Here is a 20,860-nt window from a genome sequence, read left to right on the forward strand (position 1 = left end):
CCGGCCCCGCCTCGCGGCGGCCGGCTCCGCGGGGCTCAGCGCAGCGCCGAGCCGTTGGTCAGCATCTTGGGGGTGATGAACACCAGCAGTTCGGATTTCGTGGCCGACCGGGTCCTCTGCTTGAACAGATTGCCGACGCCTGGCAAGTCGCCCAGGAACGGAACCTTGGTTTCGTTGTCGCGGTCGTTCTGCTCAAAAATGCCGCCGATCACCACAGTCCCGCCGTTTTCCACCAGCACCTGCGTCTGGATGTGCTTGGTGTCGATCGCAAAGCCGTTGGCCGTTTCGCGACCCACGCTGTCCTTGTTGACGTCGACGTTCAGGATGATGTTGCCCTCAGGGGTGATCTGCGGCGTGACCTCAAGCTTCAGGTTGGCTTTGCGGAAGCTGATGGCAGTGGCACCGCTGGAAGTCGCCTGCTGATACGGGAGTTCCGTACCCTGTTCAATCAGCGCCTTGACCTGATCGGCCGTGACAACCCGCGGGCTGGAGACGATCTTGGTCTTGCCGTCCGCCTCGGAAGCGGAAATCTCGAGGTTGAGGAATCGCGTTTTCGCGGCATTGAACAGGGAGACGGCAAAGGTCGCTGCCGAGAAACCGTTCTGGCCTACGGCCGGCAGGCTCAGGAACTCACCGGCATTGGTGCCGGCCGTCGTCGCGCTGTAGGTACCGCCGAACGCCGTGTTGGTGTTCTGGTTGAAGGGCTGGCCGCCCAGCCGCACGCCCAGCGATTTCCCGAAGGTATCCGAGGCCTCGACGATGCGCGCCTCGATCAGCACCTGGCGAACCGCCACGTCCAGCTTGGTGATCAGGTTCTGGACCGCCTCCAGCCTGGAGGGAATGTCGGTCACGAACAGCAGGTTGGTCCGGGGTTCGGCAATGACACTGCCGCGCTGGGACAGGATACGGGCGCTGGCAGGACCGCTGCCGCCGGCGGTAATCTGTGTCGCGAGATCCGCGGCCTTGGCGTAATTGATCTGGAAGGACTGGGTGCGGACAGGCTCCAGGCTCTGGATGGCGTTACGCGATTCCAGGTCGAGTTTGTCCTTGGCCGCCAGCTCGTCCTTGGGCGCTATCACCAGCACGTTGCCGTTTTTGCGCATGCCCAGGCCCTTGGACTGGAGAATGATGTCCAGCGCCTGGTCCCAGGGCACGTCCTTCAACCTCAGCGTGACGCTGCCCGTCACGGAATCGGAGGTAACGATATTGAAGTTCGTGAAGTCGGCAATCACCTGCAGCAGGGAGCGGATTTCAATGTTCTGGAAGTTCAGGGAAAGCTTCTCGCCGGTGTAGCCTGGGCCCTGCGTCAATTTGGTCGGGTCGACCTTCTGGGGACGGACTTCCAGCACAAACTGGTTGTCGCTCTGGTAAGCGCTGTGCTCCCAGGCGCCTTTGGGCTCCACCACCATGCGGACCTTGTCGCCGGTCTGGAAGGTCGTGACGGTTTGCACCGGCGTGCCGAAATCGCCTACGTCCAGCCGGCGGCGCAAACCTTCAGGCAAGGTTGTTTTCAGGAACTCAACCACCAGGGTCTGGCCCTGCTGGCGTATGTCAACACCCACCTCGTTGTTGGAAAGGCCCACGACGATGCGCCCGGCGCTGTCGGTTCCACGGCGGAAGTCCACATCCTTGAGTGGCAGGATGTCACGGTTGCGGCTTTCCGCAAATACCTGTGCCGGCGCCGCGGCCGCCGCCGAGCCAGCGGCGGAGTCCAGCGTGATCACCAGCGATTTGCCCTGGATATCAGCCTTGTAGGTCGACGGTGCTTTGAGGTTGAGCACCACGCGGGTCCGCTCGCCGGCCTGTACCACGTTCGCCGAACGCAGGTTTCCCAGGTTCATGTCCACCGCGGACCGCCCCATGCCGTTGCTGACACCGGGGAAGTCCAGGGCGATGCGTGCGGGCGACTGGATAGTGAAGCCGGTGGGAATGGCGGTCAGGGGCTCGGCCAGGTCGATGCGGATGATCTCTGAACTGCCCTGCACCGAGCCGGTCACCGATTGAATCGAGTTTTGGGCCTGCGCCGCCTGCGGCAGCGTTGCCACCATCAGCGACAAGGCAATGCCGAACGAAGCGCCGCGCAACACACGTTCAAGCAAACGCTTCAGGCCGCCTCCCGTACCTTCTGCTTCCAATGCCCATGTTTGCTTGTTCATTTTGATCCCTCTAATAGCTGTAAAGTCGCCGTCCGCTCAATCCATTCGCCCGCAGCGTCCTGCACGATCTCACGCAGGGAAAGGCTTGTCTCACCCACCTGCGTGATACGGCCGTAATTCTGCCCAAGGTAGTTGCCGACCCGGACCTGGTAAATCAGGTTGTCGACCTTGACCAGCGCCACCGGCTGGCCTACCTTGATCAGGCTTCCGACCATGAAGGTCGCGTCCAGGGGGTAGGCCTCCAGGGGCTCCTTGCGCCGGCTCAACTCCGGTGCGATCAGGCCCGCGTTGGCCGTCGCCTGGTTGGAATCGCGCTTGAGCGCCTGTGTCAATTTCTGGTTGCTGAAAGGTTCGGTGGAGCCTTCCTGGTTATAGGCCTGCGGTGAGAACTTGGTGGGCTCCGGCAGCGGATCGACCTTGGGCCGGGTGGCGTTGCGCTGCTCCGTCATCCATTGCTGCAACTCTTCCTGTTCGGACGAACCGCAACCGGCCAGAGCCAGCAACGTCAACACCAAACTGCCTGTCAGTACATAGCGGTGAAGTCTCATTTTTTGGCTCCCGGGGCGCTCTTGCGCTGCAGGGCCACTTCCTCGGGATCGAGATAGCGGAATGTCTTGGCCGTGGTGTCCATGACGAGGTTGCCGTCCTTGGCCGGCACCAGGGCCAGGTTGTTCAAAGTCACGATACGGGAGAGATTGGCGATGTCCGCGGCAAAAGCACCGATATCGTGGTAACGGCCCGTGACGCGCACCGCGATGGGCAATTCGGCGTAGTACTCCTTGACGCTCACCTGCCCCGGCCGGAACAGCTCGAACTGCAGGCTGCGGCCCAGGCCCGCCTGGTTGATGTCTGACAGCAGGGCATCCATTTCAGCCTTGCTGGGCAGCTGCTTCTCGAGCTGGGTCACATACTGCTGCACCTGTTCGCGCTGCTTTTTCAGTGCGTCAAGATTCACCGCCTGCACCAGCTTCTTCTTGTAGTCTTCCCTGAGCTGGACTTCCTTGGCCTGCTCGGCCGTCAGTTCCTCATCAGAGGAGCTCAGCCAGACAAACCACAGCGCGACCACCACGAGGACCGTGACGCCGACGCAGAGAAGATAGCGCGGCAAAGCCGGCCATGAAGGCGGGTCATTGGGATCAAGCCCGGAGAACTGCGCCTTCAGGCTGTTTTGGATCGCCGATAAATCGACGGAGATTTTTGGAGTTTTTGCCATGATCGTTCAACCTGCTTCAGGCCTTGGCCGGGATCGCCGCGGCCGCCGGCGCGGCACCGGGCGTCGAGCCAGCCGGTGCGGAGCCGGGCGCCTTTGGCGCGTTGGCGCGCTTGAGCCCGACACGCATGGAGAAATTGGACACCCGCCGCTGGTCGCGCGGGGTCAACGATATGACGCTGGCGGTGATTTCAACCAGTTCCGGCCGGGTCAGCCAGGGGCTGTTGTTGGCCAGGTTGCGCAGCAGTTCGGAAACCCGCTCGTTGGACTGGGCCACGCCGGTGATGAACACCGTCTGGTTGTCCTGCTTCATGCTGTTGATGTACACGCCGTCAGGCAGCTGCTTGACCAGTTCGCTGAGCAGGTAGACCGGCATGTTGCGGTTGCCTTGCAGGTCTTCCACCGCGTTCTGGCGCGCCCTCAGGGCAGCGATTTCCGCCTGCAGGGTGGAAATTTCCTTGATCTGGTTTTCCAGGCGGGTGATCTCGGTTTTCAGGAAGTTGTTCTTGCTGCGCTGGCTTTCGATCTGGGCCAGGTACCAGGAGTACACGGCGCCGCAAATCAGGCCGCCGATCAGGGCAGCGACGCCAAGGGTTGCAAAAAATGTTTCGCGCCTGCGCTTGCGCGCAGCTTCGCGGTGCGGGAGCAGATTGACCAGAATCACTGCAGGAACCTCCGCAAAGCCAGACCACAGGAGGTCAGGTAAGACGATGCCTCGCGGCGCATTTTCTTCTCCCGCACGCTGTCGCCGAGTTCCATGCCCTCGAAGGGATTGGCCAGGAGGCAGGCGAACGAGGTCTGCTGCGTGACGGAATCGGTCAACCCGGGCAAGGCGGAAGAGCCGCCGGCCAGCATGACGTAGTCCACCTTGTTGTGCGGGGTGCTGGTAAAGAAGAACTGTAGGGCGCGGCCGATTTCCTGGGCCATGCTTTCCACAAAGGGTTTCAGGACGCCGGAGCCGTAGTCTTCGGGCAAATCGCCGCTGCGCTTCTTGCTTTCGGCCTCTTCAGGTGAAAAACCATACTGGCGCACGATCAGCTGCGTCAGCTGGGCGCCGCCGAAGGCCTGGTCGCGCTCATACAGCACTTCGTCGTTCTTGATGACCTGCATGCTGGTGGTCAGGGCGCCGACCTCAAACAGGGCGACCATGGTGTCCACCCCCTTGTTAGGCAGGTTTTCGATCAGGCGGGCGGTTGCCAGGCGCGAGGCATAGGACTCCACGTCGACCACGATGGGTTTGAGGCCCGCGGCTTCCGCCAGGCCTTCCCGATCCTGGACTTTTTCCTTGCGCGAAGCGGCAATCAGCACCTCGACGTCGCCGGCGGAAGTGGCGCTGGGCCCCACCACGCAGAAGTCCAGGCTGACCTCATCCAGGGAGAAGGGAATATATTGATTGGCTTCGGACTCGACCTGGGTTTCCAGCTCAGCGTCCGTCATGCCCCCGGGGAGGATGATTTTTTTGGTAATGACCGCGGAAGCGGGCAGCGCCATGGCGACGTTTTTGGTGCGGGTTCCGCTCTTTTTGACCAGGCGGCGCACGGCGTCGGCGACTTCGTCGAATTTTTCGACGTTGCCGTCCGTGATCCAGCCGCGCTCCAGGGGCTCGATCGCGCAGCGATCCAGCACCAGGTTACCGGCCTTGTCACGGCTCAACTCCACCAGCTTGACGCTGGATGAACTGATATCCAAACCCAGCAAAGCGGGTTGTTGGCGGTTGAATAACGACCCCAGAGAGATCAAGGCAGTCCCCAAATGACGGCTAATATGTAGCCCTGCATACTTAAGAAATCACTTGAATAGTAGCAGTAAGCTCTTTGTGCAGTAAGGATTTTTCCTGTTCTGCATATCCAGAACGTTGTCAAAAGCCGACGCTTGTAACTGAGTGCAAGCGAGTCAGCGGAGCCAAAACGATGTCTGCAAACGTAAAAGTGTGACGCTTCGCAAGCAGCCCGATATCTCCCGGTTTCCAGGATTTTTATAATAGTGACGCGACTTTACGATTGCCTACATGCCCTCCACGCCCCCCCCTCCTGATTCAAACTCCAGCCCGGCCAAGTCAAGCTCCTCCGGCAAGTCCTGGCTGCCGCGCTGGCTGGTCAAGCTCCTTTTATGGAGCACGGGCCTGTTGCTGGCGGGCGTCGTCAGCATCCTGCTGTTCGTGGCGGTCGCCCTCTCGGTCGCCTACCCCAACCTGCCCGACATTTCGGATCTGGTGGACTACCGGCCCAAGCTGCCGCTGCGCGTTTATTCCGCCGACGGCGTGGTGATCGGCGAGTTCGGCGAAGAGCGGCGCAGCCTGACCCCCATCCAGGACATTCCCCAGGTCATGAAGGACGCCGTGCTGGCTATTGAGGACGCGCGCTTTTTCTCCCACGGCGGTGTCGACTACCTTGGCGTGATCCGCGCCGGCTTCGCCAACGTGGGCCGCGCCAAGAGCCAGGGCGCGTCCACCATCACCATGCAGGTGGCCCGCAACGTCTACCTCTCGGCGGAAAAAAGCTACACCCGCAAGATTTATGAAATCCTGCTGACCTTCAAGCTGGAGCACATGCTGACCAAGGACCAGATCCTTGAGATCTATATGAACCAGATCTTTCTGGGCAACCGGGCTTATGGTTTTGCCGCGGCCTCGGAAGCCTATTTCGGCAAGCCGCTCAAGAACATCTCCATTTCCGAGGCCGCCATGCTGGCCGGCCTGCCCAAGGCGCCGTCGGCCTACAACCCCATCATCAACCCCAAGCGCGCCCGGGCGCGCCAGCTCTACATCATCGAGCGCATGGAGGAAAACGGCTTCATCACGGCCGAGCAGGCCAAAGCCGCCAAGGAAGAGCCCCTGAAGGTCAGGACCGGGCCCGACGCCGGCCGGGTGCATGCCGAGTACGTGGCCGAAACGGTGCGCCAGCTGATCTACAACCAGTACGGCGACGAAACCTACACCCGCGGCCTGAACGTCTACACCACGCTGCGTGCCACCGACCAGACCGTGGCCTACAAGGCGCTGCGCAAGGGCATCATGGATTACGAGCGCCGCCAGATCTACCGCGGCCCCGAGAAATTCATAGACCTGCCCGTCAACCCCCAGGAAACCGAGGATGCCATTGACGATGCGCTGACCGACAACCCCGACAACGGCGACGTGATGTCGGCCGTGGTGCTGGAGGCCAATCCCAAGCGCATCCTGGCCATGCGCCAGAACAGCGAAACCGTCGAAATCACCGGCGACGGGCTCAAACCCGCGCAGTCGGGCCTGGCCGAGAAAGCCGGTCCCAATATCAAGATACGCCGCGGCGCCCTGATCCGCGTGGCGAAAACACCGAAAAACACCTGGGAGATCACCCAGTTGCCCGAAGTCGAAGGCGCATTCGTGGCGCTGGACCCGCGCGACGGCTCCATACGTGCCCTGGTGGGTGGCTTTGACTTCGAGAAAAACAAGTTCAACCACGTCACCCAGGCCTGGCGCCAGCCCGGCTCCAGCTTCAAGCCCTTTATCTACTCGGCCGCGCTGGAAAAAGGCTTCACCCCGGCCACCGTGGTCAACGATGCGCCCCTGTTCTTCGATGCCGGCGTGACCGGCGGCCAGCCCTGGGAGCCGAAAAACTACGACGGCACCTTCGACGGCCCCATGAGCCTGCGGACCGGCTTGAAGAAATCCAAGAACATGATTTCCATCCGCATCCTGCAGGCCATAGGTGCGCCTTACGCCCAGGACTGGATCACCCATTTCGGCTTTGAAGCGGAAAAACACCCGGCCTACCTGACCATGGCGCTGGGCGCCGGCTCGGTCACGCCCATGCAGATGGTGACCGCCTATTCCGTGTTCGCCAACGGCGGCTACCGCGTCAATCCCTACCTGGTCACCAAAATCACCGACCAGCGCGGCAAGGTGCTGCTGGAGACCAAGCCCCTCGCGCTGGACGAGTCGGCCCGGGGCATAGACGCGCGCAATGCCTTCATCATGGACAGCCTGCTGCAGGAAGTCGCGCGCTCGGGCACGGCGGCCAGGGCGCAAGCCACACTCAAGCGGCCCGACCTCTACGGCAAAACCGGCACGACCAACGACTCCATAGACACCTGGTTCGTGGGTTTCCAGCCCACGCTGGCGGCGGCGGTGTGGATGGGCTACGACACGCCCAAAAAGCTGGGCGACCGCGAAACCGGCGGCGGCCTGAGCCTGCCGATCTGGATCAATTACATGGAATACGCCCTCAAGGGGGTCCCGGTCGCCGAATACCCGCCGCCCGAGGGCGTCGTCAATGTGGGCGGCGAGTGGTACTACAGCGAATACGCACGGGGCTCGGGTGTCAGCACCGTCGGCGTCCAGCAGGATCCGGCGGCAGCCAATCCCGGCCAGGCGGCCAGCGCGCCGGGCGGCGCGATCCAGGTCCTCCCGCCTTCGGACGAGAAAAAGCGCATCCTGGATTTGTTCAAGAACTGAGCGCTTGGCGCAGCCCGCACGAAAAACGGCCCTTGAGGGCCGTTTTTTTATTCCGCCGAAATTCCCGGGACCTCAGCCCTGCGCCTTGAACACCAAAGGCTGGCCTGCCTGCTCGCTGGCATAACGCGACAAATTGGCGAAGAACTCGCTGGAATCCTTGGTGTCGGCCCAGCGCCCTTCCCTGTATTTATAGTGAAACCCGCCGGCCTTGGCCGCCATCCAGATTTCCTGCAAGGGCTTTTGCAGGTTGATCACGATCTGGCTGCGGTTGGAAAAAGTCAGCGTGACCATGCCGCCGGTGCGCTGGTTATCGATGTCCGCATTGGTTTCATCGTTGATCCGGTCGCAGCCCGCTTCCACCGCCTGAAGCGCGCGTTCAGCCAGATCCTGGTATTCAAGGTCCGTCATTACAATCCCGTCATGGTTTCTTCAGCTCAAATTTTAGGCCGCCGCCGCAATCCCGCCTTACGGCATGGCCTTGCCGCCATTGTGGCCGGCGCCACCCTGCTGGCCGGTTGCGGCCAAAAAGGCCCGCTGTACCTTCCGGTGCCGCCCAAGGTTCCGGCCGCAGCCCGCCCCGCCCAGCCCGCCACCGCGCTTCCCGAGGCGCCGGCCGCACCGGCCTTGCCGGCTTCCGCCGCCCGATAGGCGCCGGCCTGTATTTGCCCGCTCGCGCCGCCAGGCCTCAGGCAGACACCGGCCTGAACCTTCAAATCCAAGGCAACGGCCGAAATTCACCTTGAATCGGTCATGGCGCACAGGCCGCGCCCTCCTTAAGATACCCCGAACCCCACAGCCCACTCACTTCCATGACCCGTTCATCCCTTCCCGGCCATCCGCATTTCGCCTACCGCGAGGGCGAGCTCTTTGTTGAAAACCTCAGCCTGCGCGAGCTCGCCGCCGCACACGGCACACCGCTATTCGTTTATTCCAAGGCCGCCATGCTGTCGGCACTGGCCGCCTACCAGCGCGGCTTTGCCGGCCGCGATGCGCAGATCTGCTATGCCATGAAAGCCAATTCCTCGCTGGGCGTGCTGCAGGTGTTCGCCCGCGCCGGCTGCGGCTTCGACATCGTCTCGGGCGGCGAGCTGGACCGCGTGCTGGCCGCCGGCGGCGAAGCCGGCAAAATCATTTTCTCGGGCGTGGGCAAAACCCGCGCCGAGATGCGCCAGGCGCTGGCCGCCGGCATAGGCTGCTTCAACGTCGAGAGCGAAGCCGAGCTGGACGTGCTGTCCGAGGTGGCGCTGGCCCAGGGCCTGCGCGCGCCCGTCAGCATACGCGTCAACCCCAATGTGGACCCCAAGACCCACCCCTATATTTCCACCGGCCTGAAGGACAACAAGTTCGGCGTGGCGCACGAAGAGGCGCTGCGCATCTACCGGCATGCGGCTTCGCTCAAGGGCCTGCGCGTCGTCGGCATCGACTGCCATATCGGCTCGCAGATCACCGAGGCCACGCCCTACCTCGACGCCATGGACCGGGTGCTGGACCTGGTGGCCTCCATCGAAGCCGCCGGCATCCCGCTGGAGCACATCGATTTCGGCGGCGGCCTGGGCATCAACTACAACAACGACACCCCGCCCGAGGCCGATGCCTTGTGGCAGCAGTTGCTGGCCCGGCTCGACGCGCGCGGCTACGGCGGCAAGAAGCTCATGATTGAACCCGGCCGTTCGCTGGTCGGCAATGCCGGCGTGTGCCTGACGCAAGTGCTTTACGTCAAACCCGGCGAGCATAAGAATTTCTGCATCATCGACGCGGCCATGAATGACCTGCCGCGCCCCGCCATGTACCAGGCTTTCCACGCCATCGTCCCGCTATCGGCTGCCGCCGCCCAAGGCGCATCCGAAATGACTTATGACGTGGTCGGGCCGGTCTGCGAAAGCGGCGACTGGATAGGCCGGGACCGCACGCTCGCCGTGGCGGCGGGCGACTCGCTGGCCGTGATGTCGGCCGGCGCCTACTGCATGAGCATGGCCAGCAACTACAACACGCGCGGCCGCGCGGCTGAAGTGCTGGTGGATGGCGACAAGGCGCACCTGATACGCCGGCGGGAAAGCGCGCAAGACCAGATGCGGCAGGAACAGCTGGTGGCAGGCTGAAGGACGGCGGTTACGGCGGCTGTCGTCAGGACAGCTTGCCGCGTACGCCGTAGGCCGGCTGCGGCTTCTTTTTCCTGAGGAATTGCTGCACGCGCCAGCCCAGCAGCACGGCAATGATCGCGGCGTACACAAACACCTCGGCGAAATTGTTCTTGCCCGCGCGCATCCAGAAAAAATGCAGCAGTCCCAGGCCGGCGATCAGGTAAACCAGCTTGTGCAGCCACTGCCAGCGCCTGGCGCCCATGGCCTTGATCGCGGCATTAAATGACGTGGCCGCCAACGGGGTCAGCAGCACAAAGGCCGAAAAGCCCACCAGGATGAAAGGCCGCTTGGCGATGTCCTTGGCGATATCGGCAAAGTCAAAGCCCATGTCAAACCAGCTGTAGCTCAGCAGGTGAACGACCACATAGAAGTACGCGAACAGCCCCAGCATGCGCCTGAAACGCGCCAGCGCCGGCGTGCCGCTGATGACCCGAAGCGGCGTGACCGCCAGGACTATGCAGATAAATCGCAGCGTCCAGTCGCCGGTGGCGCGTATCAGCGCTTCGGCCGGGTTGGCACCCAGCTGGTTGCTGAAGGCGCCGTAGAACAGCCAGGCAAAAGGCAACAGGCAGGCGACGAAGAGGATGGGTTTTGCGGCAGGATGCAGCAACCATTTTTGCCGCGCCGCCAGCAGGGTGGCCATCAGAAGTTCTTCTTGAGGTCCATGCCCGCGTAGAGCTGGCCCACCTGGGCTTCATAGCCGTTGAACATGAGTGTTTTGCGCTTCTTGGCGAACAGGCCGTCTTCACCGATGCGGCGTTCGGTGGCCTGGCTCCAGCGCGGGTGGTCGACATCCGGATTCACGTTCGAATAAAAGCCGTACTCCTGCGCCGCGGCCTTGTTCCAGGCCGTGCGCGGCTCCTTGTCGGTGAAGCGGATCTTGACGATGCTTTTGCCGCTCTTGAAGCCGTACTTCCAGGGCAGCACCATGCGCACCGGCGCGCCGTTCTGATTGGGCAGCACTTCGCCGTACATGCCGAAAGCCAGCAAGGCCAGCGGGTGCATGGCCTCGTCCATGCGCAGGGCTTCCACATAAGGCCAGTCCAGCACGCGCGAGCCCACAAAAGGCATGGTCTTGGGATCGGCCAGGGTGATGAACTCGACGTATTTGGCACTGCCGAGCGGCTCCACCTTCTTGATCAGTTCGGACAATGAATAGCCGACCCAGGGAATCACCATGGACCAGCCCTCCACGCAACGCAGGCGGTAAATACGTTCTTCCTGCGGGGCCAGCTTGATGAGGTCTTCCAGCATGAAGGTCTTGGGCTGCTTGACCAGGCCCTCGACGGCCACCGACCAGGGTTTGGTAACCAGCGTATGGGCGTTCCTGGCCGGGTCGGCCTTGTCGGTGCCGAACTCGTAGTAATTGTTGTAGCTGGAGGCGTCTTTGTAATCGGTGATTTTTTCCAGGGTCACAGCGCCGGCCACTGCCGATTTGCCGCCGGGCAGGGCTGCGAGCTTGCCGGGTTTTTGCACCGTCTGCGCCATTGCCTGGCGCCCCGCCCAGCCGGCCATGGCCGCGCCCGCGGCGCCCGTGGCCATGAGCTTGATCAGGTCGCGGCGGCCGTGGTAGATGCCCTGCGGCGTGATCTCGCTGGGAACAGGGTGGTCGAAGCCGCTGGCGTGGGTTTTGATGAGCATGGGGGCGTCCTTGATAAATCCGTTATGGCTTAGTCTGAATACGCGTCAGGTTCTTACACGGATTCAGCCGGGCTTTCAGAAAGACCCCCGGCCGGCTACAAGGTTCCGTAGCTGTGCAGGCCCGAGAGGAACATATTGACACCCAGGAAAGCAAACGAGGTGACGGCCAGCCCCACCAGGGCCCACCAGGCGGCAACTGTGCCGCGCAAGCCCTTCATGAGCCGCATGTGCAGCCAGGCCGCGTAGTTGAGCCAGACGATCAGCGCCCAGGTTTCCTTGGGGTCCCAGCTCCAGTAGCCGCCCCAGGCCTCGGCGGCCCACAGCGCGCCCAGCACCGTGGCAATGGTGAAGAAAGCAAAGCCGACGGCAATCGCTTTGTACATCACGTCGTCCAGCACTTCAAAGCTGGGCAGGCGCGCGGCGATGCGCTTGCGGCCCAGCAGGATGCCGGCGGCAATCAGCCCCGACACCGCCAGGTAACCGACCCAGTAGTAGCTGCCGCCCACTTCGGCCGGCGACTTGCTGCGAAACACAATGGGCACAAAACACAGCACCACGCCCAGCAGCCACAGTGGCGTGAGCCGGTGCCAGCGCGTTTCATCGGCCTGCTGCTTGATCAGGTAGGACAGCGACACCATGGCGGCCAGCGAGAACATGCCGTAGCCGATGAAATTGGCCGGCACGTGCAGCTTCATCCACCAGCTTTTGAGGGCGGGTACCAGCGGCTGGATTTCATGGGCTTCGCGCACCACGGTGTACCAGAGCAGAAAGCCGACCGCGGCGCTGACCACCAGCATCACGAAGGCGCCCAATGCGCGCGTGTTGTACTGCGATTCAAAGTAGAGGTAGAAGGCCGCCGTCATCCAGCAAAACAGCACGAAGACTTCATACAGGTTGCTCACGGGAATGTGGCCGACGTCGGCGCCTATCAGGTAGCTCTCATACCAGCGCACCAGCGTGCCGATCAGCGCCATGCCCACGGCAACCCAGGCGATTTTGGAGCCCAGGGATTCCAGCGTGCTGCTCTGGCCCTTGGCAAACATCCCCAGCCAGTAAAAAATCGTGCTCATGAAAAACAGCACACTCATCCACAGAATGGCCGACTGACTGGAGAGAAAGTACTTGAGCCAGAACACCTGGTCGGCCCGCGCCAGATCACCCTGGTAGGACGCAATGCCCAGCAGGGCGAAGGCGCTCACCACCACCATGAGCACCCGCAGCGGCCGCCAGAACCAGCCCATCGCGATGGCCGCCGGAATGGCCGCCAGCAGGATGCCCTTTTCATAGACGTCCATGAAAGCGCCGTAGCGCGCGAAGGCGTAGAGAAAGCCGCCGGCGACCAGCGCGGCGAACACCCAGTCCAGCACATTGCGCCGGGCGAAGTAGCCTTCGTTGAGGCTTAGCGCGGTGTCGCCGCCGGCCTTCAGCGTGGTGGTGTTCACCGCCGTGGTGTTGATGGTGGAGGTATTCATAGAGGCGCCTGCAACAGTTTCGTTTTCAACATCTCGAACTCCTTGTCGCCATCCAGCGTTTTGCGGTTGGTGGACAAGGCCATGGTGGCCTGGCTGCTTGAAGCCGATTCTGGCATTGAACCCGCGGCATTACCACCCTCACCCCGGCCGCCCGGCGCCAGCCAGACCCAGACGCGGCGTTCACGCACATAGAGCATGGCGAACACGCCGAGGATGAGCAAGGCACAGCCCAGGTACACAATGGTTTTGCCCGGGGCGCGCGCCACCTGGAACACACTGGCCTGGACCTGGGTGAAATCCTTGAGCTCAAACGCCATGGGCGCGGGGTAAAAATGCGCGTCCGACAGGCTCAGCACCATCTGCGACATAAAGCCCAGGGTTTTCTCGTCCTGCGCCATGGGCTTGAGCCCGGCCTGCTCGCGTGTCATCTGCGCCAGCTCGAACAGCGCGCCATTGAGGATGCGCACCAGCACCTCGCCGGCGCGGTTACGCTCGGCCTCGGGCACGTTGGCCTCCATGAAGTCGGAAATCGCCTGCAGGCCCGCCGTGGTCTTTCCATTGCCGTTGACGGCATCGGAGCCGCTGCCGGCAAACAGCGCCAGCGCGCGCGAGGCCGAGGCCGCGAGCTGCTGTGCCAGTTCGGGCCGGTCGCGGCCTATGGCCTGGCTGGCATAACGCCTGACGGCCAGCTCGCGCTGGGCCGGGTTGGCCAGCGCGGCGCGCAGGCGCAAAAAGGTGTCCATGCCGCCTTCGGCATCAACCGGAATGCGCAAGTACTGGAAGGGAGCCGAGGGCGTTTCGCGCACACCCAGCAGGTAAACCGCCGGGCTGTTTTCGCCGGGATCGGTCTTGACAGGCAGCATGTAGTTGTGGAATTCGCGGGCCTGGCCGGCGGAGTCGCGCAGCTTGTAGCTCACGCTGGGCCCGACGTTGCGCAGTTCTTTTTGCGTGACTGTCTTGTTGGCCGCGCCCAGGCGCGAGTCGATGGCCTGGTGCAGGTCGACCTTGCGCACGTCGGCGCCCGAGCCGCCCATGCTGCCGCCCGAGGCGAAGTTTTCCACGTTGATGACACGCAGCGCGGTGTACTCGAGCGTCAGTTTTTCGGCGCCCTCGCCCTGGCCGTTGCTCAGGCTGCTGGTGCCGCCTATCGTGCCCTGGATTTCAAAGGGCTTGGTGGCCGCCGCCATGGGAATGGCCTTGAGCGTGACGCTGGAGCCGCCGTCGTCAAAGCTGGACTGGTAAATCTCGATGCCCCTGTGGCGGGCCGGGTGGTTGACTTCCACGCGCGCCGGAATCTTCTCGCCGGTTTCCTTGTCGTGAATGATGATGTCGCTGGCGAACAGCTTGGGCATGCCGGTCGAGTAGTACTCGACGATGAATTTTTTCAGCTCGATGGAAAACGGCAGCTCCTGCAGCAGCACGCCGCCGGGCTGGTTCAGGATGGCGGTGCCGGACTGGGTGCCCTCGGCCACCAGCAGGTTAGCGCGAAAGGTCGGGTTGCTGTCGCTCAGGCGATACTGCGCCGGCACGTCGGCGATCAGGCCGCCGCCGGTATAGATGGACTTTCCGTTGAGCCACATCTGCGCGCGCACGATCATGTCGCCGTCCAGCAGGCCGCCCACGCACACCAGCACGATGGCGCTGTGCGCCGCGATGTAGCCGAGCTTGTTGGCCGCGCCCTTCTTGGCGGCCACCATCCAGCCGCCACCTTCGGGCGTCTGGCGTTGCTGCAGCTTGACCTTCCAGCCGCTTTGCACCAGCGTCTGGCCGATGCGGCGCGCGGCGGCCTCGGGCGCTTCGGCCAGCGCGGCCTCGGCACGATGGCCGAAGGCCTTGAGGCTTTGCTCGCGGACGTTCTCCTTGAGCTGGCTCAAGTCCGCCAGGATTTTGGGCGTGTTGCGCGCGATGCACAACGAGGTGGAGATCACCAGGAAGGCCAGGATCAGCAAAAACCACCAGGCGCTGTAGACCGTGTTCAGGCTCAGCAGGCTGAAAGCCTGCGCCCAGAACGGGCCGAATTGGTTCACATAATTGCCCAGCGGCTCCGCCTGCTTGAGCACCGTGCCGATGATGGACGCGATGCAGATCACCGTCAGCAGCGAAATGGAAAACCGCATGGACGACAACAGTTCCACCGACGCCCGCAAGCTGCGGGAGCCCCAATTGACCTTCATACCCTGGGTGGAAACTGTCATGCTTTAAGTGGAACCGGATCGGCTGGCGGCAGCCGGCAAGGGAAAAAGAAAAAGGCGGGCCTTCATCAGAAAGACCCGCCTTGGTGTGATTGGTTTTAGCGGCTTGGGTTCAATACTGCAGTCGGCCTGCGTGTATTTTCGGCAAAAAAACCCGCCTCCAGGCGGGCAGCGGCTTAGCGCAAGCCGGCAATGTAGTCAGCCAAAGCACGGATTTCGCGGTCGTTGAGCTTGGCGGCGACCTGGGTCATGGGGATGCTGTTCTTGCGGCTGCCGTCACGGAAAGCCGTCAGTTGCGTCACGGTGTAGTCGGAATGCTGGCCGCTCAGGCGCGGGTACTGGGAAGGAATGCCGGCGCCGGTCGGGCTGTGGCAGCCCGCGCAGGCGGCGATCTGGCGGTCCTGCACGCCGCCGCGGTAGATGCGCTCACCGAGGGCGACCAGCTCCTTGTCCTTGGCAAAGCCGGTTTTGGCTTTTTTCGAGGTGGCCCAGTAGGCAATGTTTTTCATGTCATCGTCGGAGAGCGCCGAGGCGAAGCCCTGCATGATGGGGTTTTTGCGCTTGCCGGATTTGAACTCCTGCAGCTGCTTGACCAGGTATTCGGGGTGCTGCTGCGCCAGCTTGGGGTTGGCCGGCGTGCCGGAATTGCCGTCGGCGCCGTGGCAGCTCGCGCACACGGCGGTGAAGCTGGCCTCGCCCTTGACCAGATCGGGTTTGGCAACCTTGGCCGGAGCCGCTGCGGCGGCCGGGGCGGCATCGTGCGCGGGTGCGGCTGCTTCGCCGGCGGCGAAGGACGATACGGCGGGCACGGCCAGCAAAGCGGCCAGGAGGGAAGTAACGAACAGCTTCATATCGGGGGTTTTAATTGGTTGGCGCACAAAACGTATAACTTTCTGATTTTACAATGGCTTCAGGGCACCCCCGATTATTCGGGGTCTTGCCGCGGCAAGCCGCCAGGAGCTCCCTGCCGGTTGACGGCCTCCCAAGCCCCGCCCACAGGGGCTTTGGCCCCTTTCAACGCATGCCGCCGGCATGCAAACGACCTTCAGGGACCGCCCGACCATGACCTCCGCACCGCCGCCCAAACAAGCTCCCGCCGCACCCGGCGCCCCCGATCCCAAGATCGCCATGGGCTGGCTGCACACGGCCAAGTTCCTCACCACCGCGCCCGAACTCAAGCACCTGCCGCGCGTCGACGTGCCCGAAATCGCTTTCGTGGGCCGCTCCAATGCCGGCAAATCCACCTGCATCAACACGCTGACGCAGCAGCACAGGCTGGCTTTTGCCTCCAAGACGCCCGGGCGCACGCAAAGCATCAACCTGTTCAGCCTGGGCAAACAGGGCGTGATGGACGCGGTGCTGGCCGACCTGCCGGGCTACGGCTATGCGGCAGTGCCCAAGGAGGCCAAATACCGCTGGCAGCAGGTGATGGGCAACTATTTGCAGACACGCGACAACCTGAAAGCCGTGGTGCTGCTGTGCGACCCGCGTCTGGGCCTGACCGAGCTCGACGAAATCCTGCTCGACGTGATCCGTCCGCGCGTCGAAGAAGGCCTGAAATTCCTGGTGCTGCTGACCAAATCGGACAAGCTCAACAAGACCGAGGCGGCCAAGGCGCTGTCCATTGTGCGACTGCAGGCCGGCGGCGGAGACGTCAAACTCTTTTCTTCGCTGAAGCGCCAGGGCGTTGAGGAAGTCGCCCAGCATTTGTGGGACTGGGCGCATCCGGCTGAAAATGAAAAGCCGGGCAAGCCCGCCAAGGGTGCGCCCGACGACTTGCCTGAAATCAACGATTGAGGACGGGCGGCGCTTTCAGTCCTAGCCAGAAAGCGAACGCCATGATTGAAACCCGTTTGCAGGCCCTGCCCCACGGCATCAGCCTGTCCTGCCGCACCAGCGGTGCCAAAGGCCGGCCCGTGCTGATGTTTCTGCACGGTTTTCCCGAAGCGGCTTTTGTCTGGGACGGCCTGCTTGAACACTTTGCCCGGCCTGAAAACGGCGGCTTTCGCTGCATCGCACCCAACCTGCGCGGCTTTGAACAATCCAGCGCACCCGCCGAGGCCGCGGCCTACCGGCCCAAGCATCTGGTGCAGGACATCGCGGCTCTGATCACGCTGGAGGGCGGACGGCTTGAATGTTTGATTGCCCACGACTGGGGCGGCGCCGTGGCCTGGAACCTGGCCGCAGGCCATCCGGCCCTGATGAAAAAACTGGCCATCATCAACTCACCCCACCCCGGCACTTTTTTGCGCGAGCTGCAGCATTCGCCGGCGCAGCAGGCCGCCAGTGCCTATATGAATTTCCTGATCCGCCCCGACGCAGAAGCACTGCTGGCCGAGGACGACTTTCGCCGCCTCTGGGAGTTTTTCACCCACATGGGCGCGGCCGACGGCCCGCACGCCTGGCTCACCGATGCGCTGCGCGAACAATACCGCGATGTCTGGCGCCGGGGACTGACCGGGCCCTGCAACTACTACCGCGCCTCGCCGCTGCGCCCTCCCCGGCCCGGCCCGCCGCACAACGACCCGGCCGCGGCGGCCGTGACGATTCCTCGCGAGATGCTGGAAATCCATCTTCCCACCCTGGTGCTCTGGGCCATGGACGACATCGCCCTGCCGGCGGCCCTGCTGGACGGCTTGCAGGACTATGTGCCGCAGATGGCGTTGCAGCGCATCGCGGGGGCGACCCATTGGATAGTCCATGAGCAGCCGGCCTTGGTGGCGGCATACCTGCGGGATTTTTTACGCTAACGGCCGCAGGCCTGCGCCAGCTCAATACATCGAAGGATCGCCCTCTGGCCGGGTCTTGAAGCGCTTGTGCACCCAGTAGTACTGCGCCGGCATGGCTTCGATGTAGTCGCGCAGCCGCGCGTTCATGAGCGCGGTGTCGGCCACCGGGTCGTCGCTGGGGAAATCGCTCCAGGCCGGCAGCACCTGCACCTCATAGCCGGTGGCGGTGATGCGCGGCAGCAGCGGCAGTACCTTGGCGCGGCCCAGTTTGGCAAAGCGCGAGAGCGATGGCACGGTGGCGGTCGGTACGCCGAAGAAGGGCACGAACACCGAATCGTCGGGGCCGAAATCCATGTCGGGCAGCAAATACAGGGGCTGGCCTTCGCGCAGCGCCGCCACGATGGGCTTGACGCCGGCCGCGCGGCCGAACAGGCGCAGGTTGCCGAAGCGCCGGCGCCCGCGCAGTATCCAGCGGTCCACCAGCTTGTTGGACTGGTCGGTGTAAATGGTTGTGGAGGGCCGGGGCATCTGCAGCGCCACCGCGGTCCAGGCCGCATCCAGGCCCACAAAATGCGGCAGGAAAATCACCGTAGGCGCGTTGCCCGCGAGTTCTTCAACCGCGCCCGTCAGGTGTACGCGGCGCTGCACCCAGGCTTTGGGCGCGTGCCACAGCCAGGCGCGGTCCAGCCAGGCCTGGGCGAAGTACACAAAGGTCTGCACGTTCAGTCGGCGCCGCTCTTCGGCGGAAAGCGCCGGGAAACACAGGGCCAGGTTGGCGTCCACCACGCGCCGGCGCGCGCCGACAACGGCATACAACACCCAGCCGAGCAGCACCCCCAGGCCGCGTGTCCACGACAGCGGCACCAGGGCCAGCAGCTGCATGAAAAGAATGCCGCCGCGGGTTACGAGCCGGCTGGCCATCTGGCGGACAGTCTTCAAAGCGGTGCTTCCTTGCGTGGTGTCTTGTAGCGTGCGTAGCCCCACAGGTACTGGCCGGGCTGGCTCAGCACAATGGCTTCAATCGCGCGGTTGATCTGCGTCACGGCCTGCAGCAGCTCGGCGCGCGGCTTGCCGGCGTCGTCGGGTTGGACTCCTTGGACCGCCGGCCATATCTTGAGGAAGTAGCCGCTGCCGTGCGGCAGGCGTTCGCAGCTCACCGGCAACAGCACCGCCCCGCTTTGCAGCGCCAGTCGCGCCGCCAGGGTCATGGTGTAAGCCGGTTTGCCGAAGAACGGCGCCCAGACGCCCAGCCCCTCGGGCGGTACCTGGTCGGTCAGCAGCGCCACGGCCTGGTTGGCTTTGAGGGTCTTGTGCATCAGGCGGATGCCGCTCAGGGAGGCCGGAACCACCGTGAGGTTGGCGCGGTCGCGCGCCAGGCGCTCCAGCCGCGCCAGCCAGGCCTTGCGCGCGGGCCGGTAGATGGCGGTGATGGGGCCGTAGAGCTCGGCCAGCGCCTGCGGGCCCAGCTCAAAACTGCCGCAATGCGGCCCGAAAAAAATCACGCCGCGGCCTTGCGCGAAAGCGCTTTCGGCATGGGCCTGGCCCTCCACCCGCACATTGCCCAGGCAGGATTCCGTGGCCGGCCGCATCCACAGCTTGGGCAGTTCGGCGATAAAGCGCCCGGCTTCGGCGATCGCCGGGCGGGCCAGCTCAAAGGGCAGGCCGGCCTGCGCCACGTGGGCCCGGAACTGCGCGCGGTAGCGCGGGCTCAGCGCCCAGACCAGCCAGCCCAGCCCCGCGCCCAGCGCATGCAGGGCAGCCAGCGGCCAGAGGGCGAAAAATCGGAACAACCAGGGCATTGATCAGGCAAAAGGGGTATTGATGGGCCAATCCAGCCGAAAAAGGGCTGTCTTATAATGAGGGCTGTCGCCGAGTTATTGAACAACTTGCAGGGCGACATTAAACCAAACTGCTAAAGCGTTCGCCGAAGCACCCCAGCCGGCAACGCGCCGACAAACTTCATGGAGTGTACGCAATGGCGAACGATTTTCTCTTTACTTCCGAATCCGTCTCCGAAGGCCATCCCGACAAGGTAGCTGACCAGATTTCCGACGCGATTCTCGATGCGATCTTCAAACAGGACCCGCGCAGCCGCGTCGCCGCCGAGACCCTGACCAACACCGGCCTGGTCGTGCTGGCCGGCGAGATCACCACCAACGCCCACGTTGACTACATCCAGGTCGCGCGCGACACCATCAAGCGCATCGGCTACGACAACACCGAATACGGCATCGACTACAAGGGTTGCGCCGTCATGGTCTGCTACGACAAGCAGTCCAACGACATCGCCCAGGGCGTGGACCACGCCTCCGACGACCACCTGAACATAGGCGCCGGCGACCAGGGCCTGATGTTCGGTTACGCCTGCGACGAAACGCCCGACCTGATGCCCGCGCCGATTTACTACGCGCACCGCCTGGTCGAGCGCCAGGCCCAGCTGCGCAAGGACGGCCGCCTGCCTTTCCTGCGCCCCGACGCAAAAAGCCAGGTGACCATGCGCTACGTGGACGGCAAGCCGCACAGCATAGACACCGTGGTGCTGTCCACCCAGCACAGCCCCGACCAGAGCGAAACCCCGCACAAGATGAAGGCCTCTTTCAATGAAGCCATCATCGAGGAAATCATCAAGCCGGTGCTGCCCAAGGGCATGCTGACCAAAGACACCCGTTATCTGATCAACCCAACCGGCCGCTTCGTCATCGGCGGCCCGCAAGGCGACTGCGGCCTGACCGGCCGCAAGATCATCGTCGACACCTACGGCGGCGCCTGCCCGCACGGCGGCGGCGCCTTCAGCGGCAAAGACCCCAGCAAGGTGGACCGTTCGGCCGCCTACGCCGCCCGCTACGTTGCCAAGAACATCGTGGCGGCCGGCCTGGCCCGCCAG

The 20,860-nt window shown here is 63.5% G+C and carries 19 protein-coding genes; 6 read left to right on the top strand and 13 right to left on the bottom strand.

Going from position 1 to position 20,860, the window contains the following annotated elements; all coding sequences use genetic code 11:
• Positions 1–35 precede the first annotated feature (35 nt).
• The 5 genes from pilQ to PMI15_RS10910 are packed head-to-tail and all read right to left on the bottom strand — an operon-like array spanning position 36 to position 5,106.
• Positions 36–2,156 (bottom strand): type IV pilus secretin PilQ, encoded by a 2,121-nt coding sequence (gene pilQ, locus PMI15_RS10890; RefSeq protein WP_007868208.1) that lies wholly within the window; start codon positions 2,154–2,156, stop codon positions 36–38.
• Complete coding sequence (locus tag PMI15_RS10895) at positions 2,153–2,704, bottom strand: pilus assembly protein PilP (RefSeq protein ID WP_007868210.1); 552 nt, start codon at positions 2,702–2,704, stop codon at positions 2,153–2,155. Before PMI15_RS10895 ends, pilQ begins: the two co-directional genes overlap by 4 nt.
• On the bottom strand, positions 2,701–3,369 hold the full coding sequence (locus PMI15_RS10900) for a type 4a pilus biogenesis protein PilO (RefSeq protein ID WP_007868211.1): 669 nt from the start codon (positions 3,367–3,369) through the stop codon (positions 2,701–2,703). Before PMI15_RS10900 ends, PMI15_RS10895 begins: the two co-directional genes overlap by 4 nt.
• A gap of 16 nt (positions 3,370–3,385) precedes the next feature.
• Complete coding sequence (locus PMI15_RS10905; RefSeq protein ID WP_007868212.1) at positions 3,386–4,030, bottom strand: PilN domain-containing protein; 645 nt, start codon at positions 4,028–4,030, stop codon at positions 3,386–3,388.
• Positions 4,027–5,106, bottom strand: coding sequence for a pilus assembly protein PilM (locus tag PMI15_RS10910; protein WP_007868213.1), 1,080 nt, complete (start codon positions 5,104–5,106; stop codon positions 4,027–4,029). The genes PMI15_RS10905 and PMI15_RS10910 overlap by 4 nt, the downstream gene beginning before the upstream one ends.
• Positions 5,107–5,374: 268 nt before the next feature.
• Between PMI15_RS10910 and PMI15_RS10915 the strand changes: the two genes are divergently transcribed.
• Positions 5,375–7,801, top strand: a complete 2,427-nt coding sequence (locus PMI15_RS10915) for a penicillin-binding protein 1A (RefSeq protein WP_007868214.1) — start codon at positions 5,375–5,377, stop codon at positions 7,799–7,801.
• 72 nt (positions 7,802–7,873) lie between these two features.
• Here PMI15_RS10915 and cyaY read toward each other — a convergent pair whose 3' ends face one another.
• Positions 7,874–8,209, bottom strand: a complete 336-nt coding sequence (gene cyaY, locus PMI15_RS10920) for an iron donor protein CyaY (protein WP_007868215.1) — start codon at positions 8,207–8,209, stop codon at positions 7,874–7,876.
• 12 nt (positions 8,210–8,221) lie between these two features.
• Here cyaY and PMI15_RS24355 point away from each other — a divergent pair, with 12 nt between their 5' ends.
• Positions 8,222–8,449 (top strand): lipoprotein, encoded by a 228-nt coding sequence (locus PMI15_RS24355; protein ID WP_036838425.1) that lies wholly within the window; start codon positions 8,222–8,224, stop codon positions 8,447–8,449.
• Between the two features lie 161 nt (positions 8,450–8,610).
• Positions 8,611–9,900: a diaminopimelate decarboxylase gene (gene lysA, locus PMI15_RS10930; protein WP_007868217.1), complete on the top strand. Its 1,290-nt coding sequence runs from the start codon at positions 8,611–8,613 to the stop codon at positions 9,898–9,900.
• Between the two features lie 25 nt (positions 9,901–9,925).
• Here lysA and PMI15_RS10935 read toward each other — a convergent pair whose 3' ends face one another.
• The 5 genes from PMI15_RS10935 to PMI15_RS10955 all read right to left on the bottom strand — a co-directional run bounded on the left by PMI15_RS10935 (position 9,926) and on the right by PMI15_RS10955 (position 16,098).
• Complete coding sequence (locus PMI15_RS10935; RefSeq protein ID WP_007868219.1) at positions 9,926–10,585, bottom strand: sulfite oxidase heme-binding subunit YedZ; 660 nt, start codon at positions 10,583–10,585, stop codon at positions 9,926–9,928.
• Positions 10,585–11,583 carry a protein-methionine-sulfoxide reductase catalytic subunit MsrP gene (gene msrP, locus PMI15_RS10940; RefSeq protein ID WP_007868222.1) on the bottom strand — a complete coding sequence of 333 codons (999 nt, stop codon included), beginning with the start codon at positions 11,581–11,583 and terminating at the stop codon, positions 10,585–10,587. Before msrP ends, PMI15_RS10935 begins: the two co-directional genes overlap by 1 nt.
• 95 nt (positions 11,584–11,678) lie before the next feature.
• Positions 11,679–13,055, bottom strand: coding sequence for a c-type cytochrome biogenesis protein CcsB (gene ccsB / locus PMI15_RS10945; protein WP_007868224.1), 1,377 nt, complete (start codon positions 13,053–13,055; stop codon positions 11,679–11,681).
• On the bottom strand, positions 13,052–15,250 hold the full coding sequence (locus PMI15_RS10950; RefSeq protein WP_007868226.1) for a cytochrome c biogenesis protein ResB: 2,199 nt from the start codon (positions 15,248–15,250) through the stop codon (positions 13,052–13,054). The genes ccsB and PMI15_RS10950 overlap by 4 nt, the downstream gene beginning before the upstream one ends.
• 173 nt (positions 15,251–15,423) lie before the next feature.
• On the bottom strand, positions 15,424–16,098 hold the full coding sequence (locus PMI15_RS10955; protein WP_007868228.1) for a cytochrome c: 675 nt from the start codon (positions 16,096–16,098) through the stop codon (positions 15,424–15,426).
• A gap of 211 nt (positions 16,099–16,309) precedes the next feature.
• Here PMI15_RS10955 and yihA point away from each other — a divergent pair, with 211 nt between their 5' ends.
• Positions 16,310–17,044: a ribosome biogenesis GTP-binding protein YihA/YsxC gene (gene yihA / locus PMI15_RS10960; protein WP_007868230.1), complete on the top strand. Its 735-nt coding sequence runs from the start codon at positions 16,310–16,312 to the stop codon at positions 17,042–17,044.
• 41 nt (positions 17,045–17,085) lie between these two features.
• Complete coding sequence (locus PMI15_RS10965; RefSeq protein ID WP_007868233.1) at positions 17,086–17,997, top strand: alpha/beta fold hydrolase; 912 nt, start codon at positions 17,086–17,088, stop codon at positions 17,995–17,997.
• Between the two features lie 21 nt (positions 17,998–18,018).
• Here the strand turns inward: PMI15_RS10965 and PMI15_RS10970 are convergent, their stop codons facing one another.
• Together PMI15_RS10970 and PMI15_RS10975 are read right to left on the bottom strand one after the other, a co-directional pair.
• Entirely contained in the window at positions 18,019–18,915 is an 897-nt protein-coding gene (locus tag PMI15_RS10970) for a lysophospholipid acyltransferase family protein (protein WP_007868236.1), read from the bottom strand.
• Positions 18,912–19,775, bottom strand: a complete 864-nt coding sequence (locus PMI15_RS10975; RefSeq protein WP_007868238.1) for a lysophospholipid acyltransferase family protein — start codon at positions 19,773–19,775, stop codon at positions 18,912–18,914. The genes PMI15_RS10970 and PMI15_RS10975 overlap by 4 nt, the downstream gene beginning before the upstream one ends.
• 176 nt (positions 19,776–19,951) lie before the next feature.
• Here PMI15_RS10975 and metK point away from each other — a divergent pair.
• The coding region (gene metK / locus PMI15_RS10980; RefSeq protein ID WP_007868240.1) for a methionine adenosyltransferase at positions 19,952–20,860 on the top strand (909 nt) is incomplete at its 3' end.

The organism is Polaromonas sp. CF318 (genome assembly GCF_000282655.1).
GTDB lineage: Bacteria > Pseudomonadota > Gammaproteobacteria > Burkholderiales > Burkholderiaceae_C > Polaromonas.

Coding starts and splice junctions, on each gene's coding strand:
- pilQ (WP_007868208.1), bottom strand. CDS start 2,156: ATGAACAAGCAAACATGGGCATTGGAAGCAGAAGGTACGGGAGGCGGC.
- PMI15_RS10895 (WP_007868210.1), bottom strand. CDS start 2,704: ATGAGACTTCACCGCTATGTACTGACAGGCAGTTTGGTGTTGACGTTG.
- PMI15_RS10900 (WP_007868211.1), bottom strand. CDS start 3,369: ATGGCAAAAACTCCAAAAATCTCCGTCGATTTATCGGCGATCCAAAAC.
- PMI15_RS10915 (WP_007868214.1), top strand. CDS start 5,375: ATGCCCTCCACGCCCCCCCCTCCTGATTCAAACTCCAGCCCGGCCAAG.
- cyaY (WP_007868215.1), bottom strand. CDS start 8,209: ATGACGGACCTTGAATACCAGGATCTGGCTGAACGCGCGCTTCAGGCG.
- PMI15_RS24355 (WP_036838425.1), top strand. CDS start 8,222: ATGGTTTCTTCAGCTCAAATTTTAGGCCGCCGCCGCAATCCCGCCTTA.
- lysA (WP_007868217.1), top strand. CDS start 8,611: ATGACCCGTTCATCCCTTCCCGGCCATCCGCATTTCGCCTACCGCGAG.
- PMI15_RS10935 (WP_007868219.1), bottom strand. CDS start 10,585: ATGGCCACCCTGCTGGCGGCGCGGCAAAAATGGTTGCTGCATCCTGCC.
- msrP (WP_007868222.1), bottom strand. CDS start 11,583: ATGCTCATCAAAACCCACGCCAGCGGCTTCGACCACCCTGTTCCCAGC.
- ccsB (WP_007868224.1), bottom strand. CDS start 13,055: ATGAATACCTCCACCATCAACACCACGGCGGTGAACACCACCACGCTG.
- PMI15_RS10950 (WP_007868226.1), bottom strand. CDS start 15,250: ATGACAGTTTCCACCCAGGGTATGAAGGTCAATTGGGGCTCCCGCAGC.
- PMI15_RS10955 (WP_007868228.1), bottom strand. CDS start 16,098: ATGAAGCTGTTCGTTACTTCCCTCCTGGCCGCTTTGCTGGCCGTGCCC.
- yihA (WP_007868230.1), top strand. CDS start 16,310: ATGACCTCCGCACCGCCGCCCAAACAAGCTCCCGCCGCACCCGGCGCC.
- PMI15_RS10965 (WP_007868233.1), top strand. CDS start 17,086: ATGATTGAAACCCGTTTGCAGGCCCTGCCCCACGGCATCAGCCTGTCC.
- PMI15_RS10975 (WP_007868238.1), bottom strand. CDS start 19,775: ATGCCCTGGTTGTTCCGATTTTTCGCCCTCTGGCCGCTGGCTGCCCTG.